Annotated in this window: 26 protein-coding genes, 2 tRNA genes, 1 pseudogene and 1 riboswitch; of the genes and pseudogenes, 8 read left to right on the forward strand and 21 right to left on the reverse strand. The window is 65.6% G+C overall.

The window, feature by feature from the left end; genetic code table 11:
• From QM789_RS00005 to QM789_RS00030, 6 genes and pseudogenes are all read right to left on the reverse strand, one after another.
• Positions 1 to 214, reverse strand: a 214-nt coding sequence (locus QM789_RS00005; RefSeq protein WP_420349954.1) for a GTP-binding protein, incomplete at its 3' end; no start/stop codon positions are given.
• Between the two features lie 546 nt (positions 215 to 760).
• Positions 761 to 850 (reverse strand): hypothetical protein, encoded by a 90-nt coding sequence (locus tag QM789_RS00010; protein WP_420349955.1) that lies wholly within the window; start codon positions 848 to 850, stop codon positions 761 to 763.
• Positions 851 to 914: 64 nt separating this feature from the next.
• Positions 915 to 1,022 carry a GTP-binding protein gene (locus QM789_RS00015; protein WP_420349956.1) on the reverse strand — a complete coding sequence of 36 codons (108 nt, stop codon included), beginning with the start codon at positions 1,020 to 1,022 and terminating at the stop codon, positions 915 to 917.
• Positions 1,019 to 1,471 carry a Fur family transcriptional regulator gene (locus QM789_RS00020; protein ID WP_420349957.1) on the reverse strand — a complete coding sequence of 151 codons (453 nt, stop codon included), beginning with the start codon at positions 1,469 to 1,471 and terminating at the stop codon, positions 1,019 to 1,021. The genes QM789_RS00015 and QM789_RS00020 overlap by 4 nt, the downstream gene beginning before the upstream one ends.
• A gap of 245 nt (positions 1,472 to 1,716) precedes the next feature.
• A pseudogene (thiC, locus tag QM789_RS00025) lies at positions 1,717 to 3,501 on the reverse strand (phosphomethylpyrimidine synthase ThiC).
• A 74-nt stretch (positions 3,502 to 3,575) separates the two neighbouring features.
• A riboswitch (TPP riboswitch) is annotated at positions 3,576 to 3,695 on the reverse strand.
• A gap of 756 nt (positions 3,696 to 4,451) precedes the next feature.
• Positions 4,452 to 5,423, reverse strand: a complete 972-nt coding sequence (locus QM789_RS00030) for a GlxA family transcriptional regulator (RefSeq protein ID WP_420349958.1) — start codon at positions 5,421 to 5,423, stop codon at positions 4,452 to 4,454.
• Between the two features lie 48 nt (positions 5,424 to 5,471).
• Here QM789_RS00030 and QM789_RS00035 point away from each other — a divergent pair, with 48 nt between their 5' ends.
• Positions 5,472 to 6,176: a DJ-1/PfpI family protein gene (locus tag QM789_RS00035; protein ID WP_420349959.1), complete on the forward strand. Its 705-nt coding sequence runs from the start codon at positions 5,472 to 5,474 to the stop codon at positions 6,174 to 6,176.
• On the opposite strand, the gene QM789_RS00040 is transcribed toward QM789_RS00035, so the two are convergent.
• On the reverse strand, positions 6,152 to 7,165 hold the full coding sequence (locus QM789_RS00040) for a siderophore-interacting protein (protein ID WP_420349960.1): 1,014 nt from the start codon (positions 7,163 to 7,165) through the stop codon (positions 6,152 to 6,154). The two genes, QM789_RS00035 and QM789_RS00040, sit on opposite strands and share 25 nt — an antisense overlap.
• Positions 7,166 to 7,308: 143 nt before the next feature.
• On the opposite strand from QM789_RS00040, the gene QM789_RS00045 reads away from it, so the two are divergent.
• Positions 7,309 to 8,184, forward strand: a complete 876-nt coding sequence (locus QM789_RS00045) for a helix-turn-helix domain-containing protein (RefSeq protein ID WP_420349961.1) — start codon at positions 7,309 to 7,311, stop codon at positions 8,182 to 8,184.
• 2 nt (positions 8,185 to 8,186) lie between these two features.
• Here the strand turns inward: QM789_RS00045 and QM789_RS00050 are convergent, their stop codons facing one another.
• Positions 8,187 to 10,271 (reverse strand): TonB-dependent siderophore receptor, encoded by a 2,085-nt coding sequence (locus tag QM789_RS00050; RefSeq protein WP_420349962.1) that lies wholly within the window; start codon positions 10,269 to 10,271, stop codon positions 8,187 to 8,189.
• A gap of 187 nt (positions 10,272 to 10,458) precedes the next feature.
• Here QM789_RS00050 and QM789_RS00055 point away from each other — a divergent pair, with 187 nt between their 5' ends.
• The 5 genes from QM789_RS00055 (at position 10,459) to QM789_RS00075 (ending at position 14,656) form a co-directional block, all read left to right on the forward strand.
• Positions 10,459 to 11,430 carry an ABC transporter substrate-binding protein gene (locus tag QM789_RS00055; protein WP_420349963.1) on the forward strand — a complete coding sequence of 324 codons (972 nt, stop codon included), beginning with the start codon at positions 10,459 to 10,461 and terminating at the stop codon, positions 11,428 to 11,430.
• Positions 11,427 to 12,413, forward strand: a complete 987-nt coding sequence (locus tag QM789_RS00060; protein ID WP_420349964.1) for a FecCD family ABC transporter permease — start codon at positions 11,427 to 11,429, stop codon at positions 12,411 to 12,413. Before QM789_RS00055 ends, QM789_RS00060 begins: the two co-directional genes overlap by 4 nt.
• On the forward strand, positions 12,410 to 13,375 hold the full coding sequence (locus QM789_RS00065) for a FecCD family ABC transporter permease (RefSeq protein WP_420349965.1): 966 nt from the start codon (positions 12,410 to 12,412) through the stop codon (positions 13,373 to 13,375). Before QM789_RS00060 ends, QM789_RS00065 begins: the two co-directional genes overlap by 4 nt.
• On the forward strand, positions 13,372 to 14,223 hold the full coding sequence (locus tag QM789_RS00070; RefSeq protein ID WP_420349966.1) for an ABC transporter ATP-binding protein: 852 nt from the start codon (positions 13,372 to 13,374) through the stop codon (positions 14,221 to 14,223). The genes QM789_RS00065 and QM789_RS00070 overlap by 4 nt, the downstream gene beginning before the upstream one ends.
• Positions 14,224 to 14,518: 295 nt before the next feature.
• Complete coding sequence (locus tag QM789_RS00075) at positions 14,519 to 14,656, forward strand: hypothetical protein (RefSeq protein WP_420349967.1); 138 nt, start codon at positions 14,519 to 14,521, stop codon at positions 14,654 to 14,656.
• Positions 14,657 to 14,928: 272 nt separating this feature from the next.
• Here the strand turns inward: QM789_RS00075 and tnpB are convergent, their stop codons facing one another.
• Both tnpB and QM789_RS00085 read right to left on the reverse strand, forming a co-directional pair.
• Positions 14,929 to 15,492 carry an IS66 family insertion sequence element accessory protein TnpB gene (gene tnpB, locus QM789_RS00080; RefSeq protein WP_420349968.1) on the reverse strand — a complete coding sequence of 188 codons (564 nt, stop codon included), beginning with the start codon at positions 15,490 to 15,492 and terminating at the stop codon, positions 14,929 to 14,931.
• A 408-nt stretch (positions 15,493 to 15,900) separates the two neighbouring features.
• Positions 15,901 to 15,975 (reverse strand) — tRNA-Thr (locus tag QM789_RS00085).
• Positions 15,976 to 16,434: 459 nt separating this feature from the next.
• Here QM789_RS00085 and QM789_RS00090 point away from each other — a divergent pair.
• The gene (locus QM789_RS00090) at positions 16,435 to 16,749 is read left to right on the forward strand and encodes a hypothetical protein (RefSeq protein WP_420349969.1); all 315 of its coding nucleotides are present in this window, start codon (positions 16,435 to 16,437) and stop codon (positions 16,747 to 16,749) included.
• Between the two features lie 54 nt (positions 16,750 to 16,803).
• Here QM789_RS00090 and QM789_RS00095 read toward each other — a convergent pair whose 3' ends face one another.
• From QM789_RS00095 to QM789_RS00145, 11 genes are all read right to left on the reverse strand, one after another.
• Positions 16,804 to 17,286 carry a hypothetical protein gene (locus tag QM789_RS00095; RefSeq protein ID WP_420349970.1) on the reverse strand — a complete coding sequence of 161 codons (483 nt, stop codon included), beginning with the start codon at positions 17,284 to 17,286 and terminating at the stop codon, positions 16,804 to 16,806.
• A gap of 231 nt (positions 17,287 to 17,517) precedes the next feature.
• A tRNA-Arg gene (locus tag QM789_RS00100) sits at positions 17,518 to 17,594 on the reverse strand.
• A gap of 51 nt (positions 17,595 to 17,645) precedes the next feature.
• Positions 17,646 to 18,866: a cysteine desulfurase gene (locus QM789_RS00105; RefSeq protein ID WP_420349971.1), complete on the reverse strand. Its 1,221-nt coding sequence runs from the start codon at positions 18,864 to 18,866 to the stop codon at positions 17,646 to 17,648.
• Positions 18,867 to 18,875: 9 nt separating this feature from the next.
• A complete protein-coding gene (locus QM789_RS00110; RefSeq protein ID WP_420349972.1) occupies positions 18,876 to 19,463 on the reverse strand; it encodes a YIP1 family protein in 588 nt (195 codons plus the stop codon).
• A complete protein-coding gene (locus QM789_RS00115) occupies positions 19,463 to 19,942 on the reverse strand; it encodes a YIP1 family protein (RefSeq protein WP_420349973.1) in 480 nt (159 codons plus the stop codon). Before QM789_RS00115 ends, QM789_RS00110 begins: the two co-directional genes overlap by 1 nt.
• A complete protein-coding gene (locus QM789_RS00120; protein ID WP_420349974.1) occupies positions 19,942 to 21,201 on the reverse strand; it encodes a SufB/SufD family protein in 1,260 nt (419 codons plus the stop codon). Before QM789_RS00120 ends, QM789_RS00115 begins: the two co-directional genes overlap by 1 nt.
• Positions 21,201 to 21,971, reverse strand: coding sequence for a Fe-S cluster assembly ATPase SufC (sufC, locus tag QM789_RS00125; RefSeq protein ID WP_420349975.1), 771 nt, complete (start codon positions 21,969 to 21,971; stop codon positions 21,201 to 21,203). The genes QM789_RS00120 and sufC overlap by 1 nt, the downstream gene beginning before the upstream one ends.
• Before the next feature lie 19 nt (positions 21,972 to 21,990).
• Positions 21,991 to 22,578, reverse strand: coding sequence for a hypothetical protein (locus QM789_RS00130; protein ID WP_420349976.1), 588 nt, complete (start codon positions 22,576 to 22,578; stop codon positions 21,991 to 21,993).
• The gene (locus tag QM789_RS00135) at positions 22,575 to 22,895 is read right to left on the reverse strand and encodes a heavy metal-binding domain-containing protein (RefSeq protein ID WP_420349977.1); all 321 of its coding nucleotides are present in this window, start codon (positions 22,893 to 22,895) and stop codon (positions 22,575 to 22,577) included. Before QM789_RS00135 ends, QM789_RS00130 begins: the two co-directional genes overlap by 4 nt.
• Before the next feature lie 229 nt (positions 22,896 to 23,124).
• Positions 23,125 to 24,627 carry a Fe-S cluster assembly protein SufB gene (gene sufB / locus QM789_RS00140; RefSeq protein WP_420349978.1) on the reverse strand — a complete coding sequence of 501 codons (1,503 nt, stop codon included), beginning with the start codon at positions 24,625 to 24,627 and terminating at the stop codon, positions 23,125 to 23,127.
• An 18-nt stretch (positions 24,628 to 24,645) separates the two neighbouring features.
• On the reverse strand, positions 24,646 to 25,713 hold the full coding sequence (locus QM789_RS00145) for a cysteine desulfurase family protein (protein ID WP_420349979.1): 1,068 nt from the start codon (positions 25,711 to 25,713) through the stop codon (positions 24,646 to 24,648).
• Positions 25,714 to 25,726 lie beyond the last annotated feature (13 nt).

Below are 25,726 nucleotides of genomic sequence, written 5' to 3' on the forward strand. Positions count from 1 at the left end.
CAGATAGCCCCCCGGCAGCTCGTCCGGCAACCTCGACCGAGGTCAGCGCCGCGAACAGATCCTCCAACTCCGGATCGGTGAAGTCGCGCACGATCAGCACCAGCTTCGTGCGCCGGTCCGTGCCCTGCCAGTCGCGCAGCAGCACCGGCGGGTGGAAGATGTGCTGCACCCCGTGGACGACGAAGGGATGGGGCATATCCTCCAGATAAATCAATCCCTTGAACCGCCAGGATGTCGCCGCCCCGCCGCGCCATCAGGATCTCCATCCACAGATCGAAGGCGGTGGCCGAGAGCGGCTTGTCGACCACCCAGGACACCGCGCGGATCGCATCGAGGTGCTTTTGCGCCGCAAGGCCGGTCAGATGCGGCTCCGGCACCACTTCCTGTCGCAGCCAGGCCTGCACCTGCGCCGCCTTCATCGACGGGTCGAAATGGCCCAGGCCGGTCAGCCGCGCGGGATCCACCGCGCCGTTCACCACCGCCAAGACAGGTGCAGCGGTCAGCGCGGCGATCTCCTGCCGCACCGCGTCCTGCGCCTCGGGCAGATCTATTCATCAGGACCAGATCTGCCAGCGCCACCTGCCGCCGGGCCTCCTCATGCTCGCGCAGGCTGGCCAATCCGGTCGCCGCATCGACCGTGACCACCACGCCATCCACCGCGAAACGCTCGGACAGGTCGACGCTGGTCAGCAGCGTGTGCAGGATCGGCGCCGGATCGGCGAGGCCCGTCGTCTCGATCACCACCCGCCCGAACCCCAGTTCATCGCGGCGCGCGTCCAAGTCTATCCAGCGTGTCCAGCAGGTCACCCCGCAGCGCGCAGCAGACGCAGCCCGATTGCAGCAGCACCATGGTTTCCGTAGTTGTTCCACCACCAGCTCATGATCCAGCCCGACCGCACCGAATTCATTCACGATCACCGCCGTGCGGGCGAAATGAGGATCCGCAGCAGGGTGTTCAGAACCGTGGTCTTGCCGCTGCCCAGAAACCCGGTCAGCAGCGTGATGGGAATGGGCGCGCTCATGCCCGCCCCTTTTCCGGCGGCGCGCTCTCCCCCTGACACTCCGCGCAGGTGCCTTGCAATTCGACCACGCGGCGCCCGACGCGGAACCCGAGCGCTTTCGCCCAGCACGCAAACTCCGCATCCAGTTCGGGGAACTCCACCTCGACCGTGGCACCGCAATGATCGCGCAGCAGGAACGCCCCAAGGTTCCGGTCTTCGGGATGCGACGACGGCAGGAAGGCGTTGCGCGTCTCGATCCAGGTCACGAAACCCTGCTCCTGAAGAAACTCCAACGCGCGATAGGCCGTGGGCGGCGCAACATGTTTCCCGAGGCGGAGTTGCAGCGCCCGGATCAGGTCATAGGCCCCGGCGGGCCCGTTGAAGGCCAGCAGCGCCTCGAACGCCACGCGCCGCAGGGGGGTGAAGCGGACACCCCGTTCGGCACAGATCTGCGCGACGCGATCCGCCATAGGGCATTGGCGAAGGCTGATGCAGGTCCGGCATGGGTGGGGTCGTTCAGGATATGTAATGTTATTACATAAAAACACCTGAACGCAAGCCACCCGGAACATCACAGTTCCGGCAAACGCACCTGACCGGCAAGCATGGCAAAACCCCCTTTTCCCTTGCGGCAAAGGGGGTTTCGGGTGATGTGAGGACGCCCCGCTTTTCCGGATGAACCGGTCAGGTCACGGGCACCCTGTTTCCGGCGCGATCAGACCTTCTCGTCCGCCGGCAGGTAAAGATCGCCACCTTCGCGGAACTTTTCTGCCATTTTCGCCATGCCTTCCTTCTGCGCCTCGGCGCGGATGTCGTGGCTGATCCGCATCGAGCAGAATTTCGGCCCGCACATCGAGCAGAAATGCGCGAGTTTATGCGCCTCTTTCGGCAGGGTTTCGTCATGAAAGGCCCGCGCGGTATCCGGATCCAGCGACAGGTTGAACTGATCCTCCCAACGGAATTCAAACCGCGCACGCGACAGCGCATCGTCACGCACCCGCGCCGCCGGATGGCCCTTCGCCAGATCGGCAGCATGGGGCGATCTTGTAGGTGATCACCCCGGTTTTTACATCGTCCCGGTCGGGCAGGCCCAGATGTTCTTTCGGCGTGACATAGCACAGCATGGCAGTCCCGAACCAGCCGATCATCGCCGCGCCGATGCCCGAGGTGATATGGTCATAACCCGGCGCAATATCGGTGGTCAGCGGCCCCAAAGTATAAAACGGCGCCTCGCCACAGACATCAAGCTGCTTCTCCATATTCTCCTTGATCTTGTGCATCGGCACATGGCCCGGGCCTTCGATGATCACCTGACAGTCTTTCTTCCAGGCGATCTAAGTCAATTCGCCCAGCGTTTCCAGTTCCGCGAATTGCGCGGCATCATTGGCATCGGCGATCGAGCCCGGTCGCAGCCCGTCACCCAGGGCTGAAGGTCACATCATAGGCCCGCATTATATCGCAGATTTCCGCGAACCGCTCATAAAGGAAGCTCTCGCGGTGATGATGCAGGCACCATTTCGCCATGATCGACCCACCGCGCGACACGATCCCCGTCACCCGGTCCACCGTCAGCGGGATATGATGCAGCCGAAGCCCGGCGTGGATGGTGAAATAATCCACCCCCTGCTCCGCCTGTTCGATCAGCGTATCGCGGAACACCTCCCATGTCAGATCCTCGGCAATGCCGCCGACCTTTTCCAAGACCTGATCAAGCGGCACGGTCCCGATCGGCACCGGCGAATTGCGGATGATCCATTCGCGGATATTGTGGATATTGCGCCCCGGTGGACAGGTCCATCACCGTATCCGCACCCCAGCGGATCGCCCAGACCATCTTCTCGACCTCTTCGGCCATGGAAGACGTCACCGCCGAATTGCCGATATTGGCATTGATCTTCACCAGAAAATTACGGCCGATGATCATCGGTTCCAGTTCCGGGTGGTTGATATTGGCCGGGATCACCGCCCGCCCCCGCGCGATTTCCTCGCGCACGAATTCCGGGGTGACGTAATCCGGGATCGCGGCGCCGAAATCCTGCCCATCCCGCGCCGCGCGCAAAGCCTTTCGGCCAAGGTTTTCACAAATCGCGACAAATTCCATTTCCGGCGTGATGATCCCGGCGCGGGCATAGGCCATTTGCGTCACCGGCTTGCCCACCGCCCGGCGCGGCGCATGGCGGCGCGGGAATTCCGGCACCAGCCGATCGCCTGCGGCAAAGCCGTTATCCTCGGGCCTGACATGCCGCCCCTGATAGCTTTCCACATCGCGCAGCCAGCTTTCGCGCAACCGCGGCAGGCCCTGTTCAATGGAAATCTCCGCCGCCGGATCGGTATAGGGCCCCGAGAAATCATAAACCCGCACCGGCGGTTCACCCGCGCTCGGATGCAGGGCGATTTCGCGCATCGGCACGCGAATATCGGGATAACGCTCCCCGCTCAGCCAGATGCGGGTCGAGGCCGGAAGCGGCCCGGTCGTCACGTTCAGGGGTTCGTCGGTCATGTCAGGCTCCTCGCGATGCGCATGGAGACCCAGCACGATCTGGAGAGGAGGAAGAATGCCCCCGGGAATACGCCCAGGGAACATCCGCACCATCCCTACGCCAGTGTGAACTGGATCAGGTTCAACGGGTCCCTGCGCTGCCTTGCGGCACAGCAGTATCTCAGCCCCTTGTCGGAACTCCCCAGGTGAGTGGAGTGAAACTGCCCCGCCAAAGGGGCAATGTCAATCCGTCTCGGACAGACAGCGATAACGGGCAAAACCCCGCCGAAAGGCCGGCCGCAGGGGGCCGCGCACCCCAGCCGATTCAGTCCGGATCCGGGTCATTTCTGGACAGTGAACGGATCGGATCAACAAAGAACGGGTCATAGCGGAATCGCCCGTCGATGTTGGATGCGTCCCTGCCAATTCCGATGGGTTCGCCCCCCCGCGAACCATCGGATCAATTCGTCCCTGCATGATGAACTGCGAACTCTGATTTTGGCAGTGGCATTATTGAAGCGCCACATATTATCCAGAACGAGGAAAAATCCCCCTCATCCCAGACATTTCGCACAACCGATGAACCATCCTGCGACACACCCCCGGCGCCTATTCAAATTTTGATCCACGGAATTTGACGAAAGACTCAAAGGATAAGCCTCTTGCATCGCAAGCCGAAACTGTGGCACGGTTCAGCAAACCCAGGCCAAGGGGTGCAAAGCCCCGGCGCCGCAATCGCGCTTTCAGAGGGGTGCAATCCGCCATGGGTGCGGGGTATTCGGCCCCCACGGGCTGGCCGCTTTTGTTCCACTCCCCGACGCTCTCCACCAATGCGGCTCGCAGGAAACCAGGCGAGATCTGCATGCCGCGACCGGCAGATTGGCCCTTTACCGCCGCCGCCTGCAAACCGCCCAACCGGGAAACAGACAGGCCAAACGCAAGGCGCAGACTGGCCCTCGGCGGAAATCCACTCACCGCCGGAACCGCTCCTGCCAGTCCCGCGGCGCGACGCCCAGCCGGTGCACGAAGGCCCGCCGCATCGTCTCGGCGGAGCCATAGCCGCAGGCGCGCGCCGTGGCGGCGACCGGGGTGCCCTGCTCCAGCAGCGCCCGCGCCCGTTCCAGCCGCAGAAGCCCGACCGTTTCCGCCGGCGTCCGTCCGGTGCGTTGCCGGTAATGGCGGGCGAAGGAGCGCAGGCTCATCCCCGCCCGCTCCGCCAGAACATCGAGCGTCAGCGACCGTCGCAGGTTCCCCGCGATCCAGGCGTGCAGATCCGCGAAACGGTCATCCGCGTGCTGAAGCTCCAGCGGCACACTGAACTGCGACTGCCCGCCGGGCCGTTTGAGAAACACCACAAGCTGACGCGCGATGGCAAGGGCGAGACCCCGGCCGTGATCCTCCTCGACCATCGCAAGCGCCAGGTCGATCCCCGCCGTAACCCCGGCCGACGTCCAGACCGCCCCATCGCGCAGGAAGATCGGATCCCGTTCCAGCCGCACCTTCGGGAAGCGCGCGGCGAATTCATCGCAGCGGTTCCAGTGGGTCACGGCGCGTCGGCCATCGAGCAGCCCCGCTTCCGCCAGCAGGAACGCACCACTGCACACCGAAGCCATCCGTCGCACCGCCTCCGCGCGCCCGCGCAGCCAGCCGATCAGCGCGGGTCGGGCGCAGGCCCCGTTCACCCCGCCACCCCCCGCGACGATCACCGTATCCGACGGCGCTTCGCACAATTCCCGACAGCGCAGCGTGATCCCCGCACTACAGGTTACCTCCGCCTCCTCCGCCAGCAGCGCGGTTTCGTAAAGTGCGCCGCCGCCGAGCGTATTGGCATAGGCAAAGACCTGCGCCGGGCCGGTCACGTCCAGCACCTGGACACCGGGGAACATCAAAATCTCGATCCTTCGGGTCATATTGGCTGGAAACGTGGGATGATTGGCAGTCATGCCAAAACGTTTCGCGTTATTCCCCCTCCGTCAAGACAGGAGACCCCGATGACCCTACGTTTCGCCCTTCTCTGCTTTCCGAACGTGCAACTGCTGGACCTGACCGGCCCCTATGAGGTTTTCGCCGGGGCACGGGGCGCCGAGGTGCATCTGCTGTGGAAGACGTGCGCGCCGGTGCGCAGTTCCTCCGGGCTCTGGCTGACGCCGGACATGACCTTCGCCGAAGCGCCGGATTTCGATGTGATCTGCGTGCCGGGCGGCGGCGGGGTGAATGCGCTGCTGAACGATGACACGGTGCTTGCCTTCCTCCGTGACAAGGCCGCGCGGGCGCGGTTCGTCACCTCGGTCTGCACCGGGGCGCTGGTGCTGGGCCGGGCGGGGCTGCTGACCGGGCGGAGGGCGACGACGCATTGGAACGCGATGGACCTGCTCGCGGGGCTCGGGGCAGTCCCGACAGAGGGGCGCGTGGTGCGCGATGGTCCCGTGATCACGGCGGGCGGCGTCACTTCCGGGATCGACTTCGGCCTTGCCATCATCGCCGAACTGCTGGGCCGGGACGAGGCCGAGGTGATCCAGCTCTCGCTCGAATACGCCCCAGCGCCGCCCTTCGATTCCGGCCAGCCGACGCGTGCCCGCCCGGAGATTCTGGCCGAAGCCCGGCGCCGCGCGGCCACCGCGCGCGCGGAACGCGAAGCCCTGATGGCGTCGTGCCGATGCCCCGGGTTTGATCAGCCCGGCTTGCCGGTCCAGTAGCTTGAGAAATACCCCTCGCGCGCGGCGAGCCCGGCAGTGGCGCGGAAATGGGCCTTGGCGCGGCGCACGGTATCCTGTTCCGCCGCGACCCAGACGAAGCGGTCCGGGCCTTCGGGCGCGGGGGTCTCGCGCAGCGCCTCCCACAACCCGCCCCGGTCAACCCAGCGCAGCGCCTTGCAGGCGGGCGGCGGGTCGAGGAGGTGGTCTTCGGGGTTGTCGGCCTCGATCAGCACGGTGCAGTGCCGGTCCGGCGCGGAATGTTCCAGAATACGCCGGATCGCGGGCAGCGCGGTTTCATCCCCCGCCAGCAGGATCCGCTCCCCCGGCGGGAAATCACCCCCGCCCGGCCCGGTCAGGCCGACCGGCGCGCCCAGCGGCGCCTGCTCCGCCCAATCGCTGGTCCGGCTGCCGGGATGCAGGAAGATGTCGAAGCTGAACCGCCCCGCGCCGGGATCGAGCGTGACGAACGTATAGGCCGCGCGATGCAGTTGCGCCTTGCCGCCGGGCCAGATCGTGCGGCCTTCGGGCGACAGCCGGGGCCATTCGGGCGCGGCATCGTCGGGCGGCAGCAGCAGGGAGAAATGCATCCCCCCGGTGGTCAGCGCGGCGGTATCGGCACAGTCGAGGTCGATCCGCATGAACCCCGGGCTGATCCGCCGCCGCCCGGCCAGACGGCCAAGGTGAAAGCTCGGCGGCGCGCCCTCGAACGGCGGGAACCCCTGCCAGACGATCCCCGCCCCGGCCTCGGGGCAGAGGTGATCGAGCAGATAGAGCGCCATCTCCCGCAACTGATGGCGCTGCGCCTCGCTGGTGCCCAGAAACTCGATCCGGAGCGGCCCGGTGCGCAGCCGCACCACCGCCGGGCCGATGTCGATCTCGGTCCAGCCCTCGGCATCGCGCGGGGCATAGCCGTATTCGGTCAGGTGCATCCGCATATGCGACAGGAAATCATCCGGCAGCGGGCCTTCGTAAATGCCATGTGGGGTCATCGGGGCTCCTCTTCGGTCGGGGATATTGCAACGCCGGGGGGAATGCCGCAATATCCACGGCGGATTGCTCCCCAATGCAGGACCGGCGCGGCCTCCGTCAGGTATGCTTTCTCCTCCACCACGGACAAGCGGAAGATCGGGCGATGAGCTTCAGGCATTCCATGACCAGTTTTACCGAAGGCATCCGGGTCACCGATCCGGTGCGCTGGCGCAGCCTTGACGGCATGATCGGCGTTCATTGGCAGGCCGAGGGCCGCCCGGCGGCGCATGGCTATTACCTGTCGCCGGATCCGCGGATCGTGATCTTCTTCAACGACGTGTCGGAGCAGATCCGGCTGACCAACGGCGGCGCGGATGCCTGGCGCCCGATGACACGGGCGGTCTATGTACCCGCCGGAATGCCGATGTGGACGAATTTCACCGCCGCGCACAGTTTCTCGCACCTTGACCTGCATCTGCACAAGGACCGGCTGCTGCGGTTCCTGACGCCCTCGCTCGGGCAGTCGGCGGCGCTCGGGGCCCTGCGCGCGCCGGTGGAGATTCAGGATCTGAGCGCGATCGAAACGCTGGCCGGGCTTCTGGTGAAGGAACTGGCCGTGCCGGAGAAGCATGGCGTCTATGCGGAAAGTCTGGTGGCCGGGATCGTCACCGGGATGCTCGACATTCCGGTCGAACCCGCGCAGGCGCAGGGTGGGCTGACCGGGGCGCAGATGAAACGCCTGCGTGCCCGGCTGGAGGAAAGCCGCGAGCTTCGGTTCACCGTGGCGGAGATGGCGCAGGTGGTCGGCCTGTCCGAAAGCTGGTTCGCCGCCGCCTTCAAGCGCAGCACCGGCCAGACCCCGCACCAATGGCTGGCGCGGGAGCGGGTCACCCGGGCGCAGGCCCTGATGCGGGAAAGCGACCTGCGGCTGGCCGAAATCGCGGCGCAGCTTGGCTTTTCCGATCAGGCGCATCTGACCCGGACCTTCCGGCAGGTCACCGGCGCCACACCCGCCGCGTGGCGGCGGGTGCAGGGCTGAGCCTACCATGTGTGGCGCAGCGTGGCGGTGATGGTGCGGCCCTCGTTGAACCAATCCGCCCCGTAGCCGCCATTGGCCACGGCCTTCTTGTCAAACAGGTTCGACACATTGACCGACAGCGCCGTATCCTCGCGGACCTGATAGCTGAAGCTGGCGTCAAAAGTGGTGAAGCCCGCGTTCTTCTTCGTGTTGTCCTCTGCGTAGAAATACGACCCCTCATAGCGCGCACCAAGGCCCAGGGTGATGTCCTGCCCCGGCACCTGATACAGCGCCCAGAGCGACGCCTGTTCCTTCGGCACGAAGGGGACGCGGTTGCCCTCGTTGCCGCCCAGCCCGTTTTCGAGGATTTCCGACTTCATATGGGTCCAGCCCGCCACCAGGCTCAGCGCTTCGGTCAGCTCCGCCTTTGCCTCGACCTCGACCCCCTTGACACGCACCTCGCCGATGGCGCGCGGCGAGGAGGTCACCGGATCGGTAACGCTGACATTGGTTTTCTTCAGGTCATAGGCCGCGGCGGTGAACAGCGCGCGCATCCCGTCGGGGCGGTATTTCACGCCGATTTCGGACTGCCGACCGCGCGCGGGTTCGATGCCCAGATCGGCGGGCGCCACCGATTCCGCATAGCTGCCATAGACGGAAACCTCGGGCGTGATCTTCCACGTCAGCGCGGCGCGATGCGTGGTTTCGCTGACCTCGTTCGTGCCGCCGGTTTCAAAGGGCGGAAAACCCGGGAACAGATAATAGGTCATCCGCTGGTCTATATCCATCCAGTCGTGCCGCAGGCCGAGCGACAGGATCACCGTTTCGGCAAAGGTGAATTCCTGCTGGAGATAGACCCCGGTGGCCTTGTTGTCGCGCTTGGTGACGGAAAAGATCGGCACCGAGGCGGGCTTGCCGCTATGGACCGGATGCGCCCAGTCGATCGAGGGCGCGGGACCGGAATAGATCCGATCGTCGCCATTCGTCGCCCAGTATTCGATCCCGCCCAGCGTGCGGCTGCCCACGCCGTTGAAGGTGGTGTCATATTGCAGCCGGGCGTCGATGCTGAACCGTTCCTTGTCGTTGCGGTTGCCAAAGAACAGCCGATCCACCACCGTCGAGACCGTCGGATCCACCGTGCCATCCTGAAGATAGGCATAGGCGAAGCTGTTCTTTTCCTTGCTGTAGCGCAGACCGGAGCTGAAGGTCAGCCCGCCGCCGAAGTCATGGTCCAGCATCACGCTGATCGTCTTGCGGTCGCTGTTGCGGCTGTTGTAATCCGGCTCGCCCAGGAAGACGCTGCGGTCGAGGTCCACGCCAATCGGATGGCCGCCGCTGCCGGGGGTGGAGTTGCGCTTCAGGTAATCGGCGAGCAGCGTCACGCTGGTGCGGTCGGTCGGCCGCCAGGTCAGCCCGCCCATCAGGAAGGTCTCGTCGTCCTTCGAGTAATCGTATTCCTTCTCCGCATCCTTCAGCACCCCGGTCAGCCGCCAGGACAGCGTGGAATCCGCGGTGATATTGTCGCCGAAGTCGAAGCCCAGTTCCGCATGGCTGAACGATCCGCCGGTGGCATAGACCTCGCCGAACCTCTCCTTGCGCGGGAGTTTGCTGAGGTAGTTGACCGAACCGCCCGGATCCGAGATGCCGAAGGCCGAGGAATTCGCGCCCTTCACCACCTCGATCCGCTCATAGGCATAGGGTTCCTCGCGCAGCGCGCCGAACGGAGCGCCAAGGCTGAGCCCGTCGCGATAGGTAAAGGCGTCGAAGCCGCGCACGCGGATATAGTCGAAACGGTCGTCGGAGCCGTAGAAATGCGTCACCACGCCGGGGGTGTATTGTAGCGCCTTTTCGATCGTCGTGGCGCCCCGGTCGCGGATGTCCTTCGCCGTGATGACGGAGACCGAGGCGGCGGTGTCGAGGATGTCGGTGGCCATCTTCGACCCGGCGGTGGTGCTTCCGGGGACGACGGAGCGCGTATCGTCATCGGCCGGGCGGCCGCTCACGGTGATGGTATCAAGCTCCACCGCGCTCTCCTGCGCCCAAAGGCCGGTCGTCCAGAGCGCGGTGCATCCGAGCAGGGCTGTGAGGCAGGTGGTCTTTCTGGGCATGTCTGGGTCCGGATTCTGTGTGGGTTTCTGGCTGCCGGGGGGGAGCTGTTTCCCCGCCCTTAGCCGGTGCGGGCGCAGGCTGTATTGTGAAATCCCATGGTTTTTGTCGGAAACCATGGCAAAGCGGTTCCGGCGGGTTGACAGCGCAGCCCCCGGTCGGGGAAGCCTCGCGAAAAAGGAGGCTCCGATGCGGGTGTTACTCGGGATTGCCGTGGCGGTATTCATGCTGGCCGGGATGGCGCGGGCGCAGGATTTCCCGCTGACCCTCACCCATGCGCTTGGCACGGTGACGATCCCCGCGCGCCCCGAACGGGTCGCCACGGTCGCCTGGGCCAACCACGAGGTGCCCTTGGCGCTTGGCATCGTGCCGGTGGGGATGGCGCGGGCGAATTTCGGCGATGACGACGATGACGGCGTGCTGCCCTGGGTCAGCGAGCGGCTGGCGGAGCTGAACGCGCCGGTGCCGGTTCTGTTCGACGAAGGCGACGGGATCGACTTCGAGGCCGTCGCTGCGACCCGGCCCGATGTGATCCTCGCCGCCTATTCCGGGCTGAGCCAGCAGGATTACGACACGCTGAGCCAGATCGCCCCGGTGATCGCCTATCCGGATGCGCCCTGGTCCACTGCCTGGCGCGAGATGATCCGGCTGAACAGTCTGGCCCTTGGCCGGGCCGCCGACGGCGAAGCCCTGATCACCCGGATCGAAGGCGAAATCGCCGCGGAGGTCGCGAAATATCCCGAACTGCACGGCCGCACGGCGATGTTCGTCACCCATATGGATGTGACCGATCTGAGCACGGTGAATTTCTACACCACCAACGACACCCGGGTGAAATTCTTTGCGGATCTGGGCCTTGCGGCGCCGCGCAGCGTGGCGGCGGCCTCCCTGCCGGGGCAGTTCGCGGCCTCGGTCAGCGCCGAACGGGTCGATGATTTCGACGATGTGGATATTGTCGTGACCTATGGCAGCCTGAAGCTGTTCGACGCGATCAAGGTCAACCTGCTCTTGCGCCGGATGCCGGCGGTGCGCGATGAATTGATCGTTCTGCTGGGGCGTGACCCCTTGGGCACGGCGGCGAACCCCACGCCGCTGTCGATCTCCTGGGTGCTGCCCGAGTATGTCCGGCTGCTGGCCGAAGCGGCGCGCAAGGCGCCATGAAACGGGGCTTCGCGCTGGTGGCTCTGGCAGGGCTGGTGGCAGCGCTGTGCGTGCTGTCGGTCGCCGTGGGGACGCGGGATGTGACATTGGCCGATATTCGCGCGGCGCTGTCGGGAGATGTGGAGACGGTGGCGCAGGCGGCGGTGGCGATGCGGGTGCCGCGCACGGTTCTGGCGGCGCTGGCGGGGGCGGCGCTTGGCCTTGCGGGCGGGGTGATGCAGGGCGTGACCCGCAATCCGCTGGCGGATCCCGGGATCCTCGGCGTCAACATGGGCGCCTCGCTCGCGGTGGTGGTGGGCGTCGCCTGGTTCGGGATCGAGACCCTCCCCGCCTATATCTGGACGGCGATCGGCGGTGCCGGGGCGGCGGCGGCCTTCGTCTATACCGTCGGCTCGCTCGGGCGCGGCGGAGCAACACCGCTGAAACTCGCGCTGGCGGGGGCGGCAACATCGGTTGCCTTCGCCTCTCTGGTGATCGCGGTGGTGCTGCCGCGCGGCGATATCGCGGGGGGCATTCAGGCCTGGTCCGTGGGCGGTGTCGGCGGCGCGACCTGGGCGCGGGTGGTGCCGGTGCTGCCCTTCCTGATACCGGGTTTCGGGCTCGGGCTGCTGTCGGCGCGACGGCTGAACTTGCTGGCGCTTGGCGATGACCTCGCCGCCGGGCTGGGCGAAAGCGTGGCGCGGGCGCGGGCGATGGCCGCCCTTGGCGCGGTGCTGCTGTGCGGGGCGATCACCGCCACCTGCGGGCCAATCGGCTTTGTCGGACTGGTGGTGCCGCATCTGTGCCGCGCGCTTTCGGGTCCGGATTACCGCTGGCTGCTGCCGTTCTCCACGCTCGGCGGGGCCGGGCTGCTGATCGCGGCGGATGTGGTCGGACGCATCGCCGCCCGGCCCGGAGAACTCGACGTCGGCATCGTCACCGCCCTGATCGGCGCGCCGGTCTTCATCTGGATCGTCCGGCAACAGAAGGTCCGCGCGCTATGACCCGCCGCCGGACCCTTGCCGCGCTGGTCGCGACGATCGTCGCGCTTTTCGCGCTCACCCTGATGCTGGGGCAGTCCTTCACTCCGCCGGGCGAGGTGCTGCGCGTCCTGCTGGGCCAAACCAACAGCTTCACGGTGAGCGGGCTGCGGCTGCCGCGCGCGGTGCTGTCGGTGCTGGCGGGGGTCAGCTTCGGCCTGGGCGGCGTGGCGTTTCAGACCATGCTGCGCAACCCCCTCGCCAGCCCCGATATCGTCGGCATCAGTTCGGGCGCCAGCGCGGCGGCGGTCTTTGCCATCGTCGTGCTCGGCTGGTCCGGGCCGGGGGTGGCAGTGCTGGCGGTGGCGGCGGGGCTTGCGGCGGCGCTGGCCATCCACCTGCTTTCGGGGGGCGGCGGGGCGCGGCTGGTGCTGATCGGCATCGGCGTTTCGGCCATGCTGCAAAGCGTCATCGCCTGGGTGCTGACCCGCGCCCCGGCCTGGAGCCTTCAGGAAGCGATGCGCTGGCTCACCGGCTCGGTCAATGGTGCGCGGATGGATCAGGCGGCCCCGCTCCTCGCGGCACTGGTGTTGTTCGGCGGCGCGCTCCTCGCCTGCGGGCGGGATATCGAGGCGCTGCGCCTTGGCGACGACACCGCCGCCGCGCTTGGCACCGATGTCGCGCGCACCCGGGTGATGGTGATCCTCTGCGCCGTCGGGCTGATCGCGGTGGCTACGGCGGTGACCGGACCCATCGCCTTCGTCGCCTTCCTCTCCGGCCCGATCGCGGCGCGGATCGTCGGCCCCGGCGGGTCGCTCTTGCTGCCCGCGGCGCTGGTGGGGGCGGTGCTCGTGCTGGCGGGCGATTACGCGGGCCAGTTCCTGTTTCCCACCCGCTATCCGGTCGGCGTGATCACTGGGGCGCTCGGCGCGCCCTACCTGATCTGGCTGATCGTGCGCGTCAACCGAAGCGGAGGCTCGCTGTGACCCATCATCTGGAAGCCCGGGGCCTGTCCGCCGGTTACGACGCGGCGCAGGTCATCGACGGGCTCGATCTTGCCATCCTGCCGGGCCGGATCACCGCGATCGTCGGCGCCAATGCCTGTGGCAAGTCCACGCTGCTGCGCGCCCTCTCGCGCCTGCTGCCGCCGCGCGCGGGACAGGTGACACTCGACGGCACCCCCCTTTCCCGCATTCCCCCGCGCCGCCTTGCGCAGGTACTGGGCCTGCTGCCGCAGACGCCGATCGCGCCCGAAGGCATCACCGTCTCCGATCTGGTCGCGCGCGGCCGCAACCCGCATCTGGGCCTGTTCGGCCGCTGGACCCCGCGCGACGAAGCCGCCGTCACCGATGCGCTTGCGGCCACCCGCACGCTGGACCTTGCCGACAAGGCCGTCGATGAACTCTCGGGCGGGCAGCGCCAGCGGGTCTGGATCGCGATGGCGCTGGCGCAGCAGACGGAAATCCTGCTGCTCGACGAACCCACCACCTACCTCGACATCAGCCATCAGATCGACGTGCTCGACCTGCTGGCCGATCTCAACCGCGACCGGGGCACGACGATCGTGATGGTGCTGCATGACCTCAACCTCGCCGCGCGCTACGCCGACCACCTGATCGCCATGGCGCAGGGTGGCATCCACGCGCAGGGCGCCCCCGAAACGGTGCTGACCGCCGAGACGGTGCGCGCGGTCTTCGGGCTGGACAGCCGGATTGTCCCCGATCCGGTCTCGGGCCGGCCGATGATGCTGCCGATCGGGCGGCACCGGCGGGCAGAGGGAACCGCCGAGACGCTGTGGACACCGCCCACGGGGCCGCCGTCACGGATGCGCTGATCGCCCGGGCGGCGGACACCGGGGAGCTGCCTCTGGACGCGCTCCCGGCGGGCTTCACGGAGGTTCAGGCGAAGCAGGTCCATGCGGGCTACGTCGCCTCGGCCAATGCCACGCTTGCCACCGTTGGCGCCTCGGTGCCGATGCTGGAGGACTTCCTCTCCGACGCCGAACTCCTTCAGGCGCGCCGTGCGACCCTCGCAGGGACCGCCGGGAAGGAAGAACTGGCGGCCCTCGGTCAACAGGCCGTCTCGCGCCTCGCACAGTTGCCCCCACGGACCCGGAAGGCTTCGCCCAGATGGTCGCCGACATGGCCCCCGCCGAGCGCAAGTGCATCAGCTTCGACCGGAACCGCCGCGAATGGATGGTCCGCATCCCGGGCAAGCCCGCCATGTCCTTCGGCGGTGCCGTCCACGCGGGCCTGATCCGCATCTGATGCGCGCCCTCCGGTCAACCACGGGGGGCTCTCAATCATCACCCAAGAGGAAATCCGACCCATGACCTGCACCATCATCACCGTCAAGCCTCCCACAACGGCCATCTGCGCCACCTGCGGCAACTCCTTCGTCCCGCCGTCCTCGCCACCGAGCGCAACGGGGACGAGACCACCTGCCCGACCTGCGCCCGCGCGAAAACCGCAGCCCACCGCCGCGCCCAGATCGACGCATACACCGCCATCAACGAACGGCTCGACCAGATGAACCGGGCCTACCTGTCCCAGATCGTCAGCAACCCGTCCTTCACCGCAGGCCAGGTGAAGCTGTGCTCCTCCAGCCGTTTGTAAGCCATCACCAGCCCGGTGCCGTCCCAGTAGAGCAGCTTCAGCCGATCGGCTTTCTTCGCGCGGACCACAAAGACGGTGCCGGTGAACGGATCCTTGCGCAACGCGTTCTTTACCATCGCGGCCAGGCTGTCATGGCCCTTGCGAAAGTCGATGGGCTTCGTCGCCACCATGATCCGAACCCGGTTCGACGGGAAAATCACGTGCGGGCCTGCAGCGCCAAAACCAGTTCCGCAACCCGGGCTGCGGGCGTTGCCGCATCCAGACGCAGCATGACAGCGCCAATGATCAGATCGATCGGCGTCGTGACCGGCGTTCCGGACGGCTCTGGCAAAGCCACAGGCGCGCCAGAACTCCGCTCCTGCACTCTCGGGCACGACCAGCTTGCCCTGCCGGGCCAGTGTGCGCCACGCGGACAAATGGTTCGCCTGCAACGAATGACGTCGTGCCACCTCGTTCACCGACACTCCAGCCGCCAGCGTCTCGGCCACGATCCGCCCCTTTGCCTCGTCAGACCACCGCCGCTTGACTGCCGGAGCCGCCAAAAGCTCCACAAACCCAACCGCCTCCATAGGGCGCTCACGATGGACGCCCAATGACACCTCCCGTGCAAATCTCCACCTGGAGCCGCATCCCAGCTTACCGAACAGCAGGAAGGGGGGGTGAGCACACCGCTTACGATCTTTCGGGAGATATGGGCGGATGTTGGTGACGCCTGATCAGGCGGCGGCTTTAAGGTGGCGTAAGGTGGCGGAGGCCATCGCGGGACTCAACGCCCTGAACGATTTCGGGCAGGCGGTTCTGGCCGTCGAGTTTGTGCCATCTGCAAGGCCATGCTGCGGCACCGAAGCCAACCAACCCCCTGATAACAGCCGGGATTCAATATGCTAAGGGGAAAATGGTGCTGCAGGAGAGGATTGAACTCTCGACCTCTCCCTTACCAAGGGAGTGCTCTACCACTGAGCTACTGCAGCGCACATATCTGCGTTCTGGGGGCGGATTTAGTGGAGATCGGGAGGGGACGCAAGCACAATTTGCGAGAGAAATTCACCATCGGACTCCGTGACCTGCCGAAATACTCGGCACGAGGACGGCCATTTGCCTCAGCCGCGTCGGGACGGGGGTGATGATGCGGGGAACGGGCCGGACGAGCAGATCGCCGTTCAGCTATGCGGCGATGGAGGCGCCCCTCGGAGCGTTGCGCGAAACCCGCCGCTCGAAGCAATGGCGCCGTTCCCTAGGGCGCCATGCCCTGCCCGGCTGCGTTCCTAATGCGTTGCGGCCGGAGCGTCCGACCTTCTCGATGCCGCGCCTTCGGCTCTGCAACGTTCAACGCGGCACGCCGGCTCCCCCGCCCAGAAGGGCCATGGCGACGCCATAGCGCAGCGTTGAGCCACAGCTCACAGCTCCACCTGTGCAGTGGCCCGCCGGATATGTCCGTCGAGATCTATCACCACGCCATCCTGTCGAGCATGAGCGGAGCTGGACTTACCAGAACACGGGGGCTCACAAACGATGGCCAACGGAACCGGAGATGGCTTGAGCTACTTCGGGGGGATGTTCTGGCGGCTGTTGAACACTTTGCGCCCGATGATGCTGCGGCGATGGTTCATACGGTCGAAGTTGACAAGGAGGCTGACAAGATCGAAGCCGGAATGCGGAAGTTAAAAATCGCAGCCTACGACACGGTGCAGTCGAACAAAGCCCGCGAAACCTTCGTAAACGCTGCCGCGCCCGCCGCAGAATAGCGCCCATGGGCGCTCACAAGCTTTCCGTTGGATGCAGCGATGCGTCGAAGTCTTTTAATCGACGGGATGCCGCCCCAGTATCGCATTAACGTCGCGTTCTAGGCACCAACCGCCATTAGCCTTGACCATCACGCTTCCCGCAAGACGCGCGACCGTCGTGGCTATGTCTCGCACCGCTTGTGGCTTGTCCTGCTGCGCCGCGAAGGTGTTTTCTGCAATCGGCCAAAGGTCTTTCCATTGCAGGAACCGCCGTGCGCCGCCATCGGCATACAGAAAGCCCGCGTAGTAACCCGAATAGCCTAGGTTTGCGTGGCGACCTTGAGCGGCGTAGCGCCCCGCCGCGTCAAGCTTTGGCTGTATCAGAACGTCGCCTTCCCGAAGTTCATCTTCGTCAATGCCACCGTCTTTGAAATCGTAGTAGTCGTGAACTGCGCCCGTAAGTTGGACTGGCATGAATACCTCATTGGTTGCGCCGGTCATCATAGGTTTGTTCGAAATGCAGGCGCAATCGCCAAAAGCCTTCGGTGCAGCGTTCACGTTCGCGCGATCGTTTCCTGTCTGATCGCGGCCCGAAGCGTGACGCCCACAGGCTTCCGCCACTGTCCACGCCGGAGATATGGTAACGGCGCTATTCCGAAGCAAGGGGCGAAGCAACCGCCGAATCTTTCGCCGAAGATCGGTCCGTGCCGCTTAGGTTGCGGTGATGCCTATGTGATGCCTTCCGCATCACGCAGCATCTGCGACCATCGTATAAATCATTGATTTTATTGGTGCACCCGACAAGATTCGAACTTGTGGCCTCTGCCTTCGGAGGGCAGCGCTCTATCCAGCTGAGCTACGGGTGCCTTGGGCGCTGCATACCCGATCGGGAACCGGGTCGCAACGGGCAATCGACGTCAGGCCAACAACTCGTGGCACAGTTCCAGCGCATCGACCAGCGCATCGACCTCGGCTTCGGTGTTATACAGGCCAAAGGACGCCCGCGCCGTCGCTGTCAGGCCGTAATGCGCAAGCAGAGGCATCGCGCAATGGGTGCCGGCGCGCACCGCGATCCCGCGCTTGTCGAGAATCGTCGAAACGTCATGCGCATGGCCCGGCCCGGTGATCGTCATCGAGAAGATCGCCCCCTTCCCCGGCGCGTTCCCCTGAATGTTCAGCCAGTTGAGCCCGGCGAATCGCGCCTGGGCATAGTCGCGCAGCGCGACCTCATGCGCGGCGACATTCTCCATCCCCAGCCCCATCAGATAGTCGAGCGCGACGCCCAGACCGACCTGCTGCACAATCCCGGGGGTGCCCGCCTCGAACTTCATCGGCGGATGGGCATAGGTCACCGTGTCGCGGGTCACCGTGTCGATCATGTCGCCGCCGCCGAGGAAGGGCCGCATCTCCGCCATCCGCTCGCGCCGGATCCAGATCGCGCCGGAGCCCGAGGGGCCGTAGAGCTTGTGCCCGGTGATCGCGTAGAAATCCACATCCAGATCGCGCAGATCGACCGGCGCATGCACCGCGCCCTGCGAACCATCGACCAGAACCGGCACGCCCTTCGCATGCGCCCCCGCCGCAATCGCCTTCACATCGACCTTCGTGCCCAGCACGTTCGACATATGCGTCACCGCCACCAGCTTCGTGCGCGGCCCGATCGCGTCGATCATCTTCTGCGGATCGAGGCTGCCATCCGCTTCCGGCTCCACCCATTTCAGCACAACCCCCTGCCGTTCGCGCAGGAAATGCCAGGGCACGATATTGGCGTGATGCTCCAGGAGCGACAGGACGATCTCGTCCCCCGCCTCCATCCGCGGCGCGGCCCAGGCATAGCTGATCAGGTTGATCGCCTCGGTCGAGCCGGTGCAGAATACGATCTCCTCCGGATCCGGCGCGTTCAGAAACCGCGCGACGATCCCCCGCACCGCCTCATACCGCCCGGTCGCCACCGTCGAAAGGTGGTGCAACCCACGGTGGACATTGGCATATTCTTCTTCGTAGAAGCGCGTCATCGCGTCGATCACCACGCGCGGCTTCTGCGCCGAGGCGCCATTGTCCAGATAGACCAGCGGCTTGCCGTTGACCTTCTGGCTCAGGATCGGGAAATCTTCGCGAATGCGGGCGACGTCATACATCGCGGCCTCCTACATCTGAACCGGCACCGGCACGAAGCCGAGCGACACCAGCAGCGTTCCCGCAAGAATGCCGCTGCCGAGAAAGATCACGATCACCGAGGCCCCGACCTTCGCCAGGCTGCTGAAGCCATGCAGCGCCGCGGTGAATTGCGTCAGCAGCCAGAACAGCAGGCCGATCAGCGCGACCGTCCCCAGCACGGAAATGATCGGGAAAAACACCATGATCAGCAGTTGCACGCACTGCCCCGCGATCAGCATGAATTCAAGCCAGACGACCAGGATCAGCGCGTCGGGGAAGCTGCCCTGCCCGCCCATGAAGCGACCGAAGAAGGTCATCGCCCAGGCGCCGTAAAGGATCAGCCCCGCCTGCATCAGCGCCATCGGCAGGGGTTGCGTCGGGCCGCCGATGTCCACCTTCGTCACGAAGGCGAACAGCAGTTCCGCCGCCGTGCCAAGCGCCGCCGACAGGCAGATCACCGCGCCAAAGGCCATCCAGCGCGCCGCCATCGGCAGGTCCAGCGCCATCAGCGCCCGTGCCGCGCCACGCGGATCACGCAGCGAGCCGATCATCAGCGCCCGCAGAAAAGCCGCATCCATCAGCGATCCTCGAATTCGGCGACCCGGAGCCCCGCGCCCCAGATCAGAACGAAGGCAAGGAACACCAGAGCGGAAACGAGCGCAAGCTGCTGTCCCATGCCGATGAACCCCGCCACAAGCCCCTGAAACAGCATCAAGGGCGCCACCGCCAGCAACGCCCAGAACAGCGCGATCCGCGCGCCATACCAGTCGCCCCGGCCACCCAGCAGCCGCGCCACCAGATGCCCGAGCGCCGCCAGCCCGTAGAACAGCGGCACCGTCGCCCCAAGTGCCAGCGCCGTGCCCAGAAGCAGCCCCGTCAACGGCATTTCCGGCGTCTCGATCGCGGCCAGGCGCGGCCACTGGCCGATAAAGATCACGGTCAGCGCGACCAGCAGCAGGGTCAGCCCCCACGGCTCGGACCGCGGACGGGCCAGCAGGCCCCGCACCACGGCGCGGGGCGCGCGATAACTGCGCAGGATGTCGTCGACCGCCGCCATCAGCCGCGATGCCGCGCGAGCCAGCCTTCGAGCCGTGCGACGATCTCGTCCTTCAGGGCCTCGTCCTCGATCTCGTCGATCGCATCGGCGAGGAAAGACAGCACCAGAAGCGCCCGCGCCTCCTCCGCCGGAACCCCGCGCGAACGCAGGTAGAACAGCGCCGTCGGATCCAGCGCGCCGGTCGTGGAGCCATGCGAGCACTTGACGTCATCGGCATAGATCTCCAACTCCGGCTTGCCCAGAAACTGGCTGTCATCATCCATCAGCAGCGCCTGGCTGATCTGATAGCCGTCGGTCTTCTGCGCGCCGGGCTTCACCAGGATCTTGCCCTGGAACACGCCGACGGCGCCATGCTTCAGCACCTTCTTGAACACCTGCCGACTCTCGCCGCGCAGGGCGTCGTGGGTAATGAAAACGGTGTCGTCGTGGTGGAAGTCGCCATCGCCGAGCGCCGCCCCCGCGACATGCGCCACCGCATCGTCCCCGTCGAGCCAGAGCACGCATTCGTTCCGCGTCAGCCGCCCGTTGACGGTGAGGGTGAAGCTCTTGAACAGCCCCTCCCGCGCGACCCGGGCAAAGATATGCGTCACCGCCCGGCGCTCGGGGTCGATCCCCTGAGTGCGCAGGTGATGGAACCGGGCCCCCTCGGCCACCTCCACCTCCAGCGCGCCGTTGAACCGCGCCCCCGCCGTGCCGCTTTCCAGAAGCGTCAGTTCGGCGCCCGGCTCCAGCTTCACGCAGTGATGCAGGATCGGGTCGGAAGTCGTTGATTCATGGAGATGAATGACATGAACAGGCTTCGCCACCCGGCCCGTCACCCGGATCAGAACGCCATCCGTGGCCGCCGCCGTGTTCAGCGCGGCGAAGGGGCGGCGCACGGGCACCTGACCCGCCTCTTCCAGCGTGCCATAGAAGCCTGCGGACCAATGCCCCTCCGGCGCCACGGCCAGACGGCAGATTTCCAGCCCCTCCAGCGCCAGATCATCGGAGGCGTCGGCATCGAACACACCGTCGACGAAAACGACCTTCAGCCGGTCCAGATCACCGAAAACCGGGCTGTCGTCCTGCCGGAACACCGCCGCAGGCGCCGCTTCGGGCGCGTTCAGCGTCGTCGGATTGGTCCAGCGCCAGTATTCATCGCGCCGCCCCGGCAGGCCCATCGCCGTCAGCCGCTCCAGCGCGCCGCGCCGGGACTGCGCCGCGAAGCCGTCCGGAACCGCCAGGCTATCCAGCCGTGTCGCCTTTTCGACCACCGACATCACACGGCCTCCGCCAGACCATGCGCCCGGAGAATATCCGCATAGCCGTTCTGCTCGACTTCCAGCGCCAGTTCCGGCCCGCCCGACTGAAGCATCCGGCCATCGGCCATGATATGCACCACATCCGGTTTGATATGGTCGAGCAGCCGCTGATAATGCGTGATCACAAGGAACGACCGGTCGGGCGAGCGCAGCGCATTCACCCCTTCCGACACCAGCCGCATCGCATCGACGTCAAGGCCCGAGTCGGTCTCGTCCAGGATGCACATCCGCGGTTCCAGCATCGCCATTTGCAGGATCTCGTTGCGCTTCTTCTCGCCGCCCGAGAAGCCCACGTTGACCGGACGCTTCAGCATTTCGGCGTCGATCTTCAGCGTCTTCGCCTTCGCCCGGATCACCTTGAGGAAATCGCCCGCCGACAGTTCCTCCTGCCCGCGCGCCTTGCGCTGCGCGTTCACCGCGGTGCGCAGGAAGGTCATGTTGCCGACGCCCGGGATTTCGACCGGATACTGGAACGCCAGGAACAGGCCGGCGGCGGCGCGTTCCTCGGGCTCCATCTCCAGCAGTTCGGCCCCGTCCAGCTTCGCCGAACCCTCGGTCACCACATAACCGTCGCGCCCCGACAGGACATAGGACAGCGTGGACTTGCCCGAGCCGTTCGGCCCCATGATCGCATGCACCTCACCCGCGCCGATCTTCAGATTGACGCCCTTGAGGATAACTTTATCCTCTTCCTCAAGTTTGACATGCAGATTGTTGATTTCCAACATGATTCAGTCCTTCATCGTGTCACTGCGGGCGCAGGAAGGTTGTCAGGATCAGGCCGAGCTTCTCGGCCGGAATGGCCATTGGCTGAGCGGTGAAGATCGCCATCCGACCGACCATGCCGGTCAGCGGACAGAAATCCTCGACGAAATGATAGCGGTCGCGGTCCTTGTAATCGTCCCACAGCACCGTCACCGGATGCGTAATGCGAAACAGCGTGGTCAGGAAACAGGCGGCGCGGAACCGCCCGTCGATCAGCACCACATCCGGGTGCCGGAAATCCAACCGGTCCCAAACCGAAACGGCATAGCCCGGCCAGCGCGCTGCGTTCTGCGTGCCGTCCGGATAACCCCAATCCCGGGTCCGGCCAATATCGGCGTGATGCAGCACGACCTGCGCCGCGGGCGGCGCGGCCCGGAACAGATCGGCCAGATGCCGGTGCCAAGACGGATCGCTTTCCACCGAAAACACCGTCTTCCCCGGCAGTTGCGCGGCCATCACCGTCGAGCCGCCGGAGCCGTATTCCAGGATCACCCCGGCCTCGTCATAGGCCATGCGCAGGGCCTCCGCCTCTTCGGGCGGCAGCATCAAAGGGGGAGTCGGCTTGTTCATGAAATCACGACCGTAACAGCAGTGCCCGAGGCCGAGACCATCAGCATCGACTGGCCCAGAATTTCATAGTCGAGATCCACCCCCACCACCGCATTGGCGCCAAGCGCCTGCGCGCGCTCTTCCATCTCGCGCAGGGCAACCTCGCGGGCATCCTGCAACTTGCCCTCATAGGCTCCGGAGCGGCCACCGACGACATCCGTCACCCGGGCGAACAGATCGCGCAGAATATTCGCGCCCATGATCGCCTCGCCCACCACGATGCCGTGATAGGTGGTGATCCGGCGACCCTCGATCGAAGGGGTGGTGGTGACGATCATTTCGCGTCGCCTCCCCAAGGGCCATCCGTCAGCGCGCGAACGACAACCAGGAACCCCGCCCCCAAAACAGCGCCAGCCGCGAAACCCACGTCAGAGGACAGGCCCCACAGCGTTACGCCCCACATGGCCAACGACAGCGGCACGACGAAACCGGCAACCACAGCCCAGCCCTTCGCGCCGACCGGCTCCGCACCGTATCCATATCGCATCGGCCTGAACCAGGGCTGCCTCATCCGACAGACCCCTCCAGCGAAATCGCGACCAGCGACTGCGCCTCCATCGCGAATTCCATCGGCAGGGCCTGCAACACCTCGCGGCAGAAGCCGTTCACCACCAGCGCGACGGCCTCTTCCTCGTCCATCCCGCGCGAGCGGCAGTAGAACAGCTGATCGTCATCGACCTTCGATGTCGTCGCCTCATGCTCCACGCGGCTCGAATTGTTCTTCACCTCGATATAGGGAACGGTATGCGCGCCGCATTTGTCGCCGATCAACAGGCTGTCGCATTGCGTATAGTTGCGGCTGTCCGTAGCCTTCGGGTGGATCGACACCAGCCCGCGATAGGTATTCTGCGCCTTCCCGGCGGAAATCCCTTTGGAAACAATGCGCGAGCGGGTGTTCTTACCAAGATGGATCATCTTGGTCCCGGTGTCGGCCTGCTGGTAGTTGTTGGCGATGGCGATCGAATAGAACTCGCCCTGCGCGTCATTGCCGCGCAAGAGGCAGGAGGGGTATTTCCAGGTGATCGCGGAACCGGTTTCCACCTGCGTCCACATCACCTTCGCCCGGTCGCCCCGGCAATCCGCGCGCTTGGTGACGAAGTTGTAGATCCCGCCCTTACCGTCCTCGTCGCCGGGGAACCAGTTCTGGACGGTGGAGTATTTCACCTCGGCATCTTCCTCGATGACGATTTCCACCACCGCCGCGTGCAACTGCGCCGTATCGCGCTTCGGCGCGGTGCAGCCCTCAAGATAGCTGACATAGGCGCCCTTGTCGGCGATGATCAGCGTGCGCTCGAACTGCCCGGTGTTTTCCGCGTTGATCCGGAAATAGGTCGACAGCTCCATCGGGCATTTCACCCCCGGCGGGATGTAGACGAACGACCCCGCCGAAAACACCGCGCAATTCAGCGTGGCATAGAAATTGTCGGACTGCGGCACGACCGAGCCGAGGTATTTCTTCACCAGGTCCGGATGTTCGTTGATCGCCTCGGTCAGCGAGCAGAAGATCACCCCCGCCTCGGCCAGCTTTTCGCGGAAGGTGGTGCCGACGGAAACGGAATCGAACACCGCATCCACCGCGACCTGACGCTCCCCTTCGGGCGCGGTGACGCCCGCCAGAATCGCCTGTTCCTTCAGCGGGATCCCCAGCTTTTCATAGGTTGCCAGCAGCTTCGGATCCACCTCGTCGAGCGAAGCGGGCTTCTTCTCCATGCTCTTCGGCTGGGCGAAATAGTAGATGTCCTGAAAGTCGATTTCCGGGATGTCCAGCAGCGCCCATTTCGGCGGCGTCATCGTCACCCAGCGGCGATAGGCCTTCAGCCGCCAGTCCAGCATCCATTCCGGTTCGTGGTTCTTGGCCGAGATCAGCCGCACGATGTCCTCGGAAATGCCCTTCGGGGCATAGTCCATCTCGATCTCGGTATCCCAGCCGTATTTATACGAGCCCATGTTCTGGACTGTCTCGATCGTTTCCCGATCCACGCCTTCACGGACTTCGACTTGCTGTTCCAATGCCATCGCTCCTTGCGGTCAGTGCCGCATGCGGTGTTTCCGTAGCGCCGCGACATAGCCGTCCGCGAAGCGCAAGATATGGTCTCTGCTCACCCCCGGCCCGATCGAGACCCGCAAGGCACAGCCCGCATCCTCCTCGGACCAGCCCATGGCGCGCAGCACATGGCTCGCGCGGACCTTGCCGGAGGAACAGGCCGACCCCGCGGAAACCGCGAAGCCCAGAAGGTCGAGCCGCATCACCTGCGTCTCCCCCTTCCAGCCGGGGGCGATCACCGAAAGCGTATTGGGTAGGACCGGCGGTGCGGTGCCTGCCTGATCTCCCGATGTCTCCCAACCGGGAAAATAGAGCGTCTCGCCGCTGGCTTCCAGTGCCGATTTTAGAATATTTCTAATTTCAGCAACCTCTTCCCAGACGCCCTGCGCCAGACCCCGGGCCGCAGCCTCTGCCGCGGCGCCGAACCCTACGATTCCAATCAGGTTTTCGGTTCCGGCCCGGCGGCCCATCTCCTGCCCGCCGCCGCGCAGCCGGGCGGCAATGTCGGTGCCGCGACGCAGGATCAGCGCGCCGATCCCCTTCGGACCGCCCAGTTTGTGCGCCGAAACGATTCCCGCCGTGACGCCCAGCCAGTTGAATGCCAGCGGCAGCTTGCCGAAACCCTGCGTCAGGTCGCTGAGCCAAAGCCCTTCGGGCAGATCCTGGATCACCCCGGTCTCGGAATTGGCCAGTTGCAGGGTCGCACGCCCCGGATCGGCCACCGTCACCCGGCCCAGCCCATCCACCGGAAGGACCGGGCGGCACCAGGCCTTCACCGCGTCATGCTCGACCTCGGCGCAGGCGATGTCGCGTCCTTCCAGCACCAGCGATGCCGCCTCCGTCGCGCCCGAGGTGAACACCACATCCTGCCCGTCCGCGCCGATCGCCGTGGCCAGCTGCGCCCGCGCGCGCTCCATCAGCGCCTTGGCCGCCCGCCCCTCGGCATGCACCGAGGACGGATTGCCCACCACATCCATCGCCGCCAGCATCGCCGCCCGCGCCTCCGGGCGCAGCGGCGTGGTCGCATTCCAGTCGAGATAAAGCCTTTGCATCGCCCCCGCCTTT

It is taken from the genome of Paenirhodobacter sp., from assembly GCF_047600745.1.
Classification (GTDB): Bacteria; Pseudomonadota; Alphaproteobacteria; order Rhodobacterales; family Rhodobacteraceae; genus Rhodobacter.